The sequence below is a fragment of the Parabacteroides goldsteinii genome (assembly GCF_020091425.1).
GTDB lineage: Bacteria > Bacteroidota > Bacteroidia > Bacteroidales > Tannerellaceae > Parabacteroides > Parabacteroides goldsteinii.
In genome coordinates, this window is the sequence record NZ_CP081906.1 from 4,979,485 (window position 1) to 4,992,040 (window position 12,556).

A 12,556-nucleotide genomic window follows, 5' to 3' on the forward strand; every position below is an offset into this window, starting at 1 on the left:
AATGAAGATACAGTTAATTGCAATCATGCTATTACTCTTATCCAATATCAATGGAAAAGAGCTTGACAATGTATTCCAACTAGTACCTACACCTCAAAAAATAGAAGTAAAAGGAGGAAAGGCTTTACATTATGGAGAGTTAACTTATTTAATATCCACCCATAATAACAAGATTCCGGTGCTTCCCCCCATATTAGATGCTTTGCCACAAACTGAAAAACCAGGTAAAGGTGTACAATTAATAATTACGGAAGAGGGAGTTCCTTCTTCCGTTGAAGGGTATGTATTAGATATTAGTTCAAAAGGAATTACTATAGCATCCAAAGATAAAGCTGGAATTTTTTATGGTTGTCAAACATTGGAGCAGTTATTGGAAGATAGTCGGGATTTCAAACGCAGTATTCCAGAAATGATCATCACTGATTATCCAATCTTAGCTTACAGAGCCATTCACTTCGATACAAAACACCATCTAAATCGGATGGAATATTATTACAAGGCGATGGATCGGTTGGCCAGATATAAGATCAATGCTGTAATTTGGGAACTGGAAGATAAACTCCGCTACATTCGTCGCCCGGAAATAGGAGCACCTAATGCTATCAGCAAAGAAGAAATGATAGCCCTTTGTCGTTATGCACGAGATAGAAATATTGATGTTTCACCTCTTGTTCAAGGTTTAGGCCATGCTTCTTATATTCTGAAACACCATTGGGAACTACGGGAAAATCCGGCAAGCGACAGAGACTTTTGTCCTGCAGATCCCAGAACGTATGAACTCCAATTTGATTTATACCAGGATGCCATCGAAGCAATGCCCTATGGAAAATATCTTCATATAGGAGGAGATGAAGTTCAGTCTATCGGTATTGATGAACGATGTAAAGCTACAGGAAAGACTCCTTTTGAATTACAAATGGATTGGTTGCAAAAAACATGTAGCTATGCGACAGAGCATGGACGCACTCCTATCTTTTGGGATGATATGCCTCTGAAGCACGCAGGTTTATGGAATATTCTCCAAAACGATACTCTTCAAGGGAAAGAATTGGATATTCAATGGAATACCCAGAAACTTGATGAAGCTATTAATCTATTTCCTAAAGATTGTATTTATATGCGTTGGAAATATGAACAAGCCGTGACTCCTATCCATCAGAAACTTTTAAATTGGTATAAAGAAAAAGGCCTGAAAGTAATGGCAGCAACAGCCGCCGCTACCGGAAACAGTCTTTACCTTCCCAGAGAAATTGAAAGGACAGATTTCATAAAAGGGTTCTGTGGTATCACTGCAAAAAATAATTTGACAGGGATTCTGGCCACAACCTGGGATGACGGTTCGCCACATGCAGAAGCCGTATGGCGTGAGTTTATTGCTCTGGGAGAATATAGTTGGAACCCTACCGGCAAAGACAGGAAATCTTTCAGCCTGGCACATGGTCAAAGAGAGTTCGGCTTTTGTCCGGCTGATTCATTAACGGAATTTATAAATGATCTGAAAGCTTTAGCAGACTTTTTTGACGAAGCGCTGGTCACAAGTGGAAGAAGAAATCCGGCATGGGGTGTTACGCCTTTTACCTTATTAGATATGCCTGATCCTAATAATTCGGGAAAATGGAGTTTAAATAACGATAAAAGGGTGAAAGATGCAACAACAGCAATCAAAAGATATGAAAAGATTGATTCTATCCTCAATCTCGGGGAAAAAGTTGCTCTAAGAAACAGATATACACTTCAAGTATACAGACAAACAGCCCATTTGTTCGCATTTTCTGCAAAAGTTATAATCGCTCTTCATAAATATGATTTAGCAAGTACTTCTGTACAAAAAGAGCTGGCTCTTTCCGAAATAAACAACTTATGCAATTATTTCAATGTAATGAGAAGTCAATTTGAAAATGTTTATTCTGAAATACGCTTCCTATCCGTAGCAGACGGCTATATAGAGGAGGTTGATTCTAATAAACATCTTTCGGCAAGGACAAATAATAGTGACTGGATGTTTTACTTTGAAATTCCGATGGTAAAACAATTGAAAAAATGGATTTCTAATTTATAAAAATACGGGGGCGTAAAATAAACTGTGTCATGCGGCGTTTTCTTCCAATCTCATCGGTCGGGGATCGGCCAGCGCCAAGGGGGTGCACCAGCACTCCCGACGAGCGTAAAGTTACAACAATTTAAATCTGTCTCCAAACTTTATCGCTAATTGTTGTGCGATGGCCGCCCAGTTGGCTATGGGCATGGTCCATTTCTTACGTATGTTGCGGTAAGCGAGATAAACCAACTTTTCAAGGGCGGTGTCGTTAGGGAACACGCCCTTGTTTTTTGTGACTTTACGTATTTGACGATGATATCCCTCGACTGTATTCGTGGTATAAATCATACGTCGTATATCCGACGTAAACTGGAAGTATTCAGTAAGCCTTTCCCAGTTATCCTGCCAAGACTTGATAACGATAGGGTATTTCTCACCCCATTTTTCTTCCAGATTAAGAAGTTCTGTCTCAGCGGATTCCTTATTTACCGCACCATAGACATGTTTCAGATCCCTCATGAACTCTTTTTGGTGCTTGCTGCCGACATACTTGACGGAGTTACGTATCTGATGGACAATACAGAGCTGGACAATAGTATCAGGAAACACACTTTGGATAGCATCCGGGAAGCCTTTCAATCCGTCAACACAAGCTATGAGTATGTCACAGACACCACGGGTCTGCAAGTCTGTCAATACATTCAGCCAGAAGTTCGCACCCTCATTTTTAGAGATATACATCCCTAACAGATCCTTATGTCCCTCGCTGTCCAGAGCCAGTACATTGTAAATCGCACGGGTTACGGCACAGCCTCTCTCGTCCATTACCTTATAATGAATGGCATCCATCCAGACTATCGGATAAACGCTGTCTAGGCTACGGGAACGCCATGCCTTTATTTCCGGAAGTACACGATCGGTGATGGCACTAATCGTCTCAGCAGACACACGATTACCCAAGTTCTCCTCCATCCAGTCACTTATTTCACGTGTGCTGTTTCCCAAAACATACAGTCCGATGATGCGGTCTGCAACACCTTCCGCAAGAATGGTTTCACGCTTTTTTATGAACTGGGGCTCAAAGGTGGAGTTACGGTCACGAGGGGTAGATACGGTGACTTCTCCCATCGAAGTCTGTACTTGTTTTTGCATCTTGCCATTACGACGGTTGCCACTCATGCGTTCATCCTCAGAAAGATGAGCGTCCATCTCACCTTCAAGGGCAGCATTTAATATACTCTCCAACAACGGAGCAAAAGCACCGTCCTTACCTAACAAGGGTTTACCAGACTTCAACTGTTCAAGAGCCTTGTTCTTGATACTTTCAAAATCAAATTCTTCACTCATAAAATAAACTGTGTTAGCAAAGTTAATATTTTATTCTTTTCCTTAGCTGACACAGTTCAAATTACGGCCTCCGGCTGGATGGCAGCCTATTATCTATCTCCCATCGGAATGAGCCAGTTCAACATAACATCTTCGGGTAACAGTGGAAATATAGACTATACCATCTCACCATTATACCAAAACCCCGGATGGCCGACAGAAGCCGGCGCATCTGCTGAAGCGGTAAATGGTTTCTAAAACATTTTGATCAACGCAGAATTCTAAGTAATCTCCCATTTAGGATTCTGCGTCTTCTACAGGATTAAAAGTAAGCTCTATATAATAACACCTGCATAACACCACAGACAACTATGATTTTGTTTTCACATTGCTTTCACATGAATACAAAAAAAGCAATTATCAATACGATAATTGCTTTTTCAACGTGGTCCCACTTGGAGAAGGAACACAATTGATACTCAAATGTTTACAATTGAAATTACCTACTAATTACCTACAATGTAGGTAATTCAACGTCTGCTTAATTCTGTTTTAAGGCCAATTTATAATTAATATTTATACTCTTTAAATCCAAATTTCATTCTGCACTTGCACATATTGCAAGTGTGTCCTTTGGGACAATTTCTTTTTTAGCATCCCGAATAATTTCTGATAAATTTTCAATTGTTTTTTGTTGGCTGAAAACCATCTGTTTATAAAATGATTCGTCAAAACCAGCACTTTCAGCAATAATTTTATTGGTTTCTTTTGTTTCTTGTTGAATACCGGTCATAAGCCATCGAGCATCCACCCATGTAAATCTTTGAATTATTTTGGATAAGACATCGAAACCAGGCTTACTACCTCTCTTCTTCAAAATATTACGAACCGTCTGATCTACAACGCCAATTTCTTTAGAGAAAGAAGATATATTAAGCCCCTCTCTGTCAATAATATATTGTATTCTATCAAAAATATTATTACAATCATCCATAAAATATTCAATAAAATATTTGGTTTAACCAATAATATGCATGAAATTTGCACCAATCGGAAACAAATATGTTTCCAAAGGTAGACATTTTCAGTTACACAAACAATAGGGTAAACACCCTATAAACATTATAAACACATGAAACAAAAGAAGTTAAACTATTCGTTCCTTCCTGGAACGCAAAAGGTTGTAAAAGAGAATTACAACAAGCTCAAAGCAGACCTGATGAATGTACTTGGGTGTCGTACTTCCCAATATTATTATCGAAAGCGAAAGTGTATACCGAATATTGCAGCACATCAAAAAGAAGCTGTAGAAAAGATATTCGCGAAATATGGGATTACGGAGAGTACTGAGATTTGGGAAATTACAGAAGCGATTAACAATGAACAAAGATGCACAATTAACAAAACGTGAAAGACAGGTAGCAGAACGGATTGCCTGGGGCGCATCTTTCAAAGAAGCAGCTTACGCTCTTCATATAGCATACAAAACTGTAGATAATGTAAAACAAAGGATTTTCAAAAAAACTGGATGTACTAAAATCAATGAGCTTTCTGCTTGGTGGTTTTGTACGCACTATAATATTTCATTTGACTTATCACCTGCGGTTCGATCAGCCATAGCTTCCGTACTCTTAATGGTCTTTATAGGTGGAGAAATTCACTACTCAAAAGACTTCTGCCGATACAGGGCAGGAAGACGTTGCAGAATTGAATATAGAAATAGAATAAAAGATTAACACATTAAACAATTACAACTATGCACGATTTATTTATTCTCATGCTAGGCGGATCCTTCGCCGCTAAAATAGAAAAACGATTAGAGAAGGAAAATAAAGACAGCCTTTCCAAAGCTGAAATATTAGAATACTTAGCAATAGCCGCAATAGAAACGGTTGAATCTTTAAAGGAAAGAGAAAAGATCAGAGATCTCAAAAACAATCCTTCGCAAAATTAGAGTATGAGTGCGAAACGGATCAACCGGCAAATAAAGCCAGACACTACAACTAATGCTTCCGGGTTAGATGAGATCATTCGGAAGCAAATACAACGGGAAAAGAAGTTAACACCAATCAAGGTGAACAAAACAACAACAGTATTAATAAAAACAAAACATTATGATTAGAACTATTCTATACCCAGTTACATACTGTGAAGCAGTCATTTTTGACTTTACTGAAGAACAAAATGAGATGATCGAGAAGATGACTGATTACGAAAAAGCTGAACTTCTTTTTAAAAACCTTACAGAAGAGGAACAGGTACATACATCTATCACTCGTATTTGTGAATATTTTAATGCCGGCCTCTTCAGGATGGAACCACAAAAAGGAATTTGTCGTATGTGTGGTTGTACTATGGATAACGCCTGTTCTAATCCTACACATGGTAACTGTTGGTGGATTGATGAAACAGAAACACTATGTTCTCATTGTGCATACAAAGAAATTAAATCTGATCCAGCAACCAAAGGACCGCGTGGAGTTAGAGTATTAACAATTAAAAATTATTGAAAGATGGAGAAAAGAATATTGCAAATAGATGTAAAAGGGAAGTTGAAAAATACAACTTTAATGCGATGTAATTTATATTTCAACGGGGTTTGTCACACAATGTATATTCCTGAATCAGAATATAAAACACTTATATCTGAAAAATTTTTCATTCGAGATGGAAAAACTAAGGATAGTGCAAATGTTCTAAATACAACGAATGTTTATGAGGAACAAAATTACAATGATTAGCGTAAATCTAAGAAATAAATAAGTCATGAAAACAAAGTTTGTAAAAGAAACCGATCCAAGCGGTAAGACATACATCATCGAAGGCACTATCCTGCCTGGTAATGTATTTTCAATTAAGAGATTTATTTGCGAGGTTCAAGAGCAGGAGACGGAGCAAAAAACACAGGAACTTGCTGATATGCTATTGAATAAACTGAATCATTAAATAGAAATGAAGCAATCGGTATTCAGCTTCCAGCAGAGGTTCGCTAAGAACTATGCACTGAACTTATAGGAGTAATAACCGATTGCTGTACAAAGATAAAAAATTACACACTATGCTAGGAATTAATATTATTGACATTACAGAGATCCATCCTAGTCCGATGAATCATCGAACAGTTTTCATCGAAGAAAGCCTTATGGAACTGGCTAAATCCATAGCCATTCAAGGCGTGATCGAGCCGATAATGGTCCGCCCATCCAAGATACATGAAGGTAAGTATGAAATCGTCTGCGGAGAACGTCGTTACCGTTCATCCATGATTGCGCAACAATCAACGATACCGGCCATGATCCGAGATCTGACGGATGATGAAGCACTCGATATCATGATCACAGAAAACCTTCAACGTCGGGATATCTCCCCTATGGAAGAAGCTGTTGCATTCTTACAATTGATTAAACGACGTAAAATAACTATTCCGGAACTAGCTGCCAGGTTTGGAAAGAGTGAAATGTATATACGGAACAGATTACGTTTAAATGACCTGATCGACGAGTTTCGAGTACTTATTGAAAAAGATCAGATACCTATCTCTCATGGCCTGGAATTGTGCAAATTAGATGCCAAAATTCAAGAGGATCTATACAACTCACACTACCAGGAAGAGAACTGGAGCAGTTGGATCACTATTACCAGTAAAGAACTTGTCAAGAGAATCAATAACATATCAATAGATTTTGAAAATGCTTTATTTTCAACTTTAGACTGTGAGAAATGTTCCTTTAACAGTCGGTACTTCGACCTATTTTGTGATGAAGAAAAATGCACTAACAAATTCTGTTTTGAGGCTAAGAATATGGCCGCATTAACAAAAAAAGCGTTGAAAATCAGCAACGAGTATGAAAATGACGGAATCAAATGTGTATTTTTCCAACATAGTTATGAAAAAGACAATGTTTTATCTGAATCTATTAAAGCAACTGGCATTCCTGTTTTTGATGCTGATTTCTATGATATAGAATATCCACCGACCTACCCGGAACGTTATAACAATGAAGCAGATGAAAATTATGACAAAAGGCTTACCAATTATCAAAAGCGTTTAGATCGATACGAGAAATTACCAGAACAGGGATATGTCCCTGCAGTAAATGTTCATAAAGACAATCTCGATACTGCATATTATGTCAGACAAAAACAAAAAGACCTGAACTTTGCCAATTCCCATGAGGAAACAGTCAAAGAGTTACTTAAGAAAAAGGATAGAGAATTTGAACTTGAGTTAATCAATACATTTGATGATCTGAAACAAGTATTTAACCTTTTCCCTTTACCTGATAAACAGAAGCTCACTCCTTTGCAGAATGATATTCTATGCTACGCAATGCTGAAACAGATTGGAGAATCCGAATACCACCGGATCCTGCCTAACTTACGTCTTGACCATGCCGAGAAACAAGGAGTTGAACGAGTCCTAAAAGTAATTCAATCTCTTAACGAAAAGGTGCGGTTCAAAATCACCATGCTATTTATAAAAGTCACCCTTTCAAATTACGGGTTAAATAATCAATTGTGGAGACGGGCCGAAGCAGAAGTATTCCTTCATTTTGCAGGTACAGTATATCCTGATCAGACTGAAGAAACTCAGAAGATCCGAAAACAGAAAAGGGAAAAACGTATTGCTAGCATTGACGAACAGATAAATTCATTAAAGGAATAACTATGTATATAGAAAAAGATAAAACAGGTAAGGTCGCAATCCACGACCTTACCCCTTTTGAAGCATACGTTATTTCGATGGTAGCCCAAACGCATTCAAACGTTCAGTCTTTGTATAGTAAGGACGAACGTTCTTTCTTGCAGCTATTATCCCATTCTATTGATTACGAAATTTTTACACGCTCATGATTACTACGAAAGACATCTATGATAAAACCAGCAATGGTTTAGACATCATACTCTATTTTTACCCTCAAGCACGGGAGGTTGTAGACAAAAAAAATACACCATTCAAAATCCGTGACAGTGATGATACGCCATCCGCCTTTGTCAAAGAAATCAAAGGTATCTGGAGAGTAACAGATTTTGGTCAAAGCGACACAGCTCTTTCACCCATCGACATCTGTATGCAGGAAAAGGGATTGAAATTTAATGAGGCTATTTATTGGCTTGCCAAAGAATTTGATGTTTCCGGTGATGTTGTCACATTTGAAAAAAACCGGGCCAAGTTCGACAGACGTCCGGCCAAAGAAGGCGAGATCGACGGGCAGTTTCTTTTCAAAGCAAAGAATTTTAGCGATGCAGAACTGAAACTTTTGGGGCCGCGAGTTAAGGACGAACATTGTGAACTACTCGGCTGGATCAGCCTGGAGTATTACCAGAAAACCAATAAGGCAAAAGACGGGTCCGGACTGATCACAACGACTGTGAGCAGCACTGACACATATCCCATCTTCATGAGAAAATGCGTATGCGAAACAAAAGACGGTTTCTTCTACAAAATATATCAACCCTTAAACCCAGATAAAGCATATCGCTTTTTTTACCAATTTGAAAAACCACAAAAGTACATTAATGGACTTGAGGAACTCAAGCTCCTGCATAAACAGTACAACGACCAGGAGGAAAAGATTTGGAAAGATTCTAATCCTGAAGGCGAGTACAAAGAAAAAAAACTCCCGGAGGCTTTTGTCTGTTCCGGAGAACGTGACGCTTTATGTATTAAAGCGCACAACTATATTCCACTTTGGTTCAATTCAGAAACTTACAATTTGACTGAGCCGGAATATAAGCAGATCATGAAATTTGTCGAAAAACTATATAACATTCCTGATATTGATGACACTGGTATAAAAAGAGGTAAAATGCTGGCTACACGATACATAGAGATCTTTACCATTTGGCTTCCTAAAAAGCTGAAGGAATACCGGGACAACCGAAGAAAACCTCGCAAAGACTTCCGGGATTACTGTGAAATCTGGCCGGAAAAACAGGATCTGAAAAATTTAATGGAAGTGGCAAAGTCTGTAAAGTTCTGGGAATATAAACCCAGTAAAGGAAGAATGAATCTGGAAATAAATTCGGACTATGTATCACACTTTCTCTACTGTAATGGGTTCGCTACATTGTCTGACAAAAACAGTAAATCCGGAAAGATGTTCGTACACGTCAACGGTAATATTGTTCGACAGGTGGAGGTAAAAGACATTCGTGCTTTCTTCAGACGATTTGCTACAGAACGCTACTTGAATGTAGAGATTCGTAACTTGATAAATAATTCGACCAGGCTAAACGCTGACAGTTTAAATGACCTGGACGAAATACAACTGGACTTTACCGATTTTACTCCAACAAGTCAGTATTTCTTTTTCCCGAACAATACATTTGAAGTGTTCGGGGATCGTATCATCGAAATCGGAAAAACAAATAAGCATTATGTCTGGGAGAACGAAGTTATTCCGCATCGGGTAACGCTCCAGGATCCCGCCTTCAATATTACACAGACGGACGATGATTGGGACATCGAGATCAGAAATCTGAAAAGCAATTATTTCAAATTCCTGATCAATGCAAGTCGCATCCATTGGCGTAAAGAACTGGAAGATCCTTTCCTAGCTGATATGTATAGCGAAGAGGCCCTCAGATACCGACGGGAGAATCACTTCAATATAGCTGGCCCCAATTTAAGCGATGATCAGATTTATGAACAAAAAATGCACCTAATAAATAAGATCTTCACGATTGGTTATCTTTTGCACCGACAAAAGTCAGAACACCGGGCCTGGTGTGTTTTCGCTATGGATAATAAAGTCAGTAATTCAGATGAGAGTAACGGAGGATCTGGCAAATCCGCATGCTTGAAGACACTCCGCTATTTCATGAATACTGAAACTTTATCCGGACGAAATCCAAAGCTGACGGAAAATGCACACATTTACGAAAACGTATCGGAATATACAGACTTGATCCTGATCGACGACGCTGATAAGTATCTGCCATTTGGTTTCTTTTTTGACAGCGTAACTGGGGAAATTATTGTCAACCCTAAATTTGCCCGAAGTTATACTATACCGTTTGAACGTGCCGCAAAATTTGCGATCACCAGCAACTTCACTCCGGATCGAACGGACGGCAGTACAGAGCGACGCTTGTTATATATGGTATTCTCTGATTATTACCACCAAAAAACGAACTACAACGATTACTATGAAACCAGGACAATACACAATGATTTCAAAAAGGATCTCTTCCGGGATCAATATACTGAAGAAGAATGGAACGATGATATTAACTTTTGTATGCAATGTTGTAAATTTTATCTTTCTACCATTGACAAAGGAGTAAAGATCAACCCCCCAATGCAGAACGTCACGGCCAGAACTCTACGATCAGCAATGACTGATATCTTTTACGACTGGGCACAGGTTTATTTCGGTCCTGGTTCTGAGAATTGCGATTGCATGAAACCCAAATCTGAAGCGCTGAAGGCTTTCTCTGACGATACTAAGCAAAATAGGTGGACGATGCATAAGTTTTCAAAAGCTCTGAAGGCTTATTGTAAACTGGCTGACCACATAATCTCATATAATCCGGTTGAGTTTTGTAATAACGAGGGACGCATCATCCGGAAGATTGATAAGAAAACAACAGAAATGATTTTTATACAAACAAAAGAAACAATCGACTATGCCTCAATTGAACGTATCGAACAATCAGGAGAAATGCCTTTCTAAGTATCGGTTGAATCGGATTGAAGATTTAAAGGAGTTAAGGGGACGTGTAGGTGATAAACTTTATCTCCAGGTATGGGAGAAAGTTAAAACCAACCTCAATGGAATGGTTCCCCGTCAGGTATTCAATTACCAGAAATATATTCCAGAAAATGAACTTGAGATATTTATCAAACAAGCCTGCTTCTATATCACTCAACACTCTAGCTATGAGTTCCTGAATGATTACTCTGCCATCCGCCGGACAGAGTGACCGTTATACTCGAAAAGAACAAAAACATCCACGATCGCCAATCAGGATCAAGATCCTGTTCTTTTCGCTGAAAGTATTCTTCGTTACATTCAAAAAGGACAGACACACCAGGTTCGCTATTCCTGCCATGTGCCTGTCCTTTTTGCTCAGTGGGTATTCTCCTGTAACACTCGAAAAGAACAAAAACATCCACGATCGCCAATCAGGATCAGGAACCTGTTCTTTTCGCTGAGAGTATTCTCCGTTATATTCAAAAAGGACAGACACATCAGGTTCGCTATTCCTGTTATGTGCCTGTCCTTTTTGCTGAGAGTATTCTTAAACTCCCACCCTTCTAAATATCCTAATTTCCTTTCAATCCTTATAAAGAGGATTATACCGCCCCAATATAAGCATGTGTAAAGATAGTAATTTTCAGTGACAAACCAATTATTCAGCCCTTGTTTTTCACCCTGTTTTGCATCTTTTAGCACATCTATTTTTCACCCCTCCCCCCTCTCCGTTATCCTTCCTTCTTCCTTTTCATCCTTATTATACTCTAATTAAATGTAACTTTGTAACCACTAAGGGAAAAAAGGATATAAAAGATATTATATTAATAAGTTAGATTGGTTACAATTTTCGGTTACAATTGGTTACACTTTTGTTTCTAAAAGTGCAACCTAAACTTTCACTTCATCGTCTTAGTTTAATTCACTTATTTTCAGTATCTTTGCTATATAAAATCATCAGTAATGAATACAATCACTCTCAACGTAGAACCGTATCTGGCCGCCTGGTTAACGCGGCACTTTGGTAATCCCATCGAACTTTTGAAAGATGGTCCTGAAGCAAAGCTCTTAAAGCGATTGCTTGACAAACAACCCGACAACATTACTCCCGAAACCGGAAATATTTCTGTAAGCCTTCAGTATTTCAAAGACAAAGATCCGCGCGTATATTCCTATCTCTGTGAATCAGGGAAATACGCTTTGATTGAAAGTTTTGAAGCTATGTTTGTTAACAACATGTGGAGCGAGATCGGTAATCTGGAAAACCTGAATTGCCGGCTGACGTCTGTTATTCGTGGTTGGTGCGAAAAGCATGGAATCATTCAGCCGACCAATCATATAACCGAAATGAATCTACTCAAGCAAGTGGAAGAACAAAACGCCCGCAACTTTGAAACCGTTCGGCAAAAGTATTATCGCCTCAGGAAAAAGTATTACCGCCATGCAGGTGTTAAACTCTCTTAAATAACAAAAGAATCTTTCGACTTCAACC

Annotated in this window: 14 protein-coding genes; 12 read left to right on the forward strand and 2 right to left on the reverse strand. The window is 38.6% G+C overall.

Translation table 11 applies throughout. The annotated features are described in order from the left end of the window. Position 1: 1 nt before the first annotated feature. Entirely contained in the window at positions 2-2,059 is a 2,058-nt protein-coding gene (locus tag K6V26_RS20875; RefSeq protein WP_009860757.1) for a family 20 glycosylhydrolase, read from the forward strand. Positions 2,060-2,170: 111 nt separating this feature from the next. Here K6V26_RS20875 and K6V26_RS20880 read toward each other — a convergent pair whose 3' ends face one another. Then, positions 2,171-3,385, reverse strand: coding sequence for an IS256 family transposase (locus tag K6V26_RS20880; protein ID WP_010801386.1), 1,215 nt, complete (start codon positions 3,383-3,385; stop codon positions 2,171-2,173). 78 nt (positions 3,386-3,463) lie between these two features. Between K6V26_RS20880 and K6V26_RS20885 the strand changes: the two genes are divergently transcribed. Then, entirely contained in the window at positions 3,464-3,622 is a 159-nt protein-coding gene (locus K6V26_RS20885) for a hypothetical protein (RefSeq protein ID WP_154278431.1), read from the forward strand. A gap of 340 nt (positions 3,623-3,962) precedes the next feature. Here K6V26_RS20885 and K6V26_RS20890 read toward each other — a convergent pair whose 3' ends face one another. Beyond that, positions 3,963-4,358: a hypothetical protein gene (locus tag K6V26_RS20890; protein WP_224263734.1), complete on the reverse strand. Its 396-nt coding sequence runs from the start codon at positions 4,356-4,358 to the stop codon at positions 3,963-3,965. A 138-nt stretch (positions 4,359-4,496) separates the two neighbouring features. Between K6V26_RS20890 and K6V26_RS20895 the strand changes: the two genes are divergently transcribed. From K6V26_RS20895 to K6V26_RS20940, 10 genes are all read left to right on the forward strand, one after another. Then, complete coding sequence (locus K6V26_RS20895) at positions 4,497-4,775, forward strand: hypothetical protein (RefSeq protein WP_224263735.1); 279 nt, start codon at positions 4,497-4,499, stop codon at positions 4,773-4,775. Continuing rightward, complete coding sequence (locus K6V26_RS20900) at positions 4,744-5,100, forward strand: response regulator transcription factor (RefSeq protein ID WP_224263736.1); 357 nt, start codon at positions 4,744-4,746, stop codon at positions 5,098-5,100. Before K6V26_RS20895 ends, K6V26_RS20900 begins: the two co-directional genes overlap by 32 nt. 20 nt (positions 5,101-5,120) lie before the next feature. Further along, entirely contained in the window at positions 5,121-5,318 is a 198-nt protein-coding gene (locus tag K6V26_RS20905; protein WP_224263737.1) for a hypothetical protein, read from the forward strand. 160 nt (positions 5,319-5,478) lie between these two features. Further along, positions 5,479-5,874 carry a hypothetical protein gene (locus K6V26_RS20910; protein ID WP_224263738.1) on the forward strand — a complete coding sequence of 132 codons (396 nt, stop codon included), beginning with the start codon at positions 5,479-5,481 and terminating at the stop codon, positions 5,872-5,874. Positions 5,875-5,877: 3 nt separating this feature from the next. Then, positions 5,878-6,105, forward strand: a complete 228-nt coding sequence (locus tag K6V26_RS20915; RefSeq protein WP_224263739.1) for a hypothetical protein — start codon at positions 5,878-5,880, stop codon at positions 6,103-6,105. 25 nt (positions 6,106-6,130) lie between these two features. After that, entirely contained in the window at positions 6,131-6,310 is a 180-nt protein-coding gene (locus tag K6V26_RS20920) for a hypothetical protein (protein ID WP_224263740.1), read from the forward strand. A gap of 112 nt (positions 6,311-6,422) precedes the next feature. Then, positions 6,423-8,030 carry a ParB/RepB/Spo0J family partition protein gene (locus tag K6V26_RS20925; protein ID WP_224263741.1) on the forward strand — a complete coding sequence of 536 codons (1,608 nt, stop codon included), beginning with the start codon at positions 6,423-6,425 and terminating at the stop codon, positions 8,028-8,030. A gap of 184 nt (positions 8,031-8,214) precedes the next feature. After that, entirely contained in the window at positions 8,215-11,043 is a 2,829-nt protein-coding gene (locus tag K6V26_RS20930) for a primase-helicase family protein (protein ID WP_224263742.1), read from the forward strand. Beyond that, a complete protein-coding gene (locus K6V26_RS20935; RefSeq protein WP_224263743.1) occupies positions 10,997-11,293 on the forward strand; it encodes a hypothetical protein in 297 nt (98 codons plus the stop codon). The genes K6V26_RS20930 and K6V26_RS20935 overlap by 47 nt, the downstream gene beginning before the upstream one ends. 734 nt (positions 11,294-12,027) lie before the next feature. Then, on the forward strand, positions 12,028-12,528 hold the full coding sequence (locus tag K6V26_RS20940) for a hypothetical protein (RefSeq protein ID WP_224263744.1): 501 nt from the start codon (positions 12,028-12,030) through the stop codon (positions 12,526-12,528). Positions 12,529-12,556 lie beyond the last annotated feature (28 nt).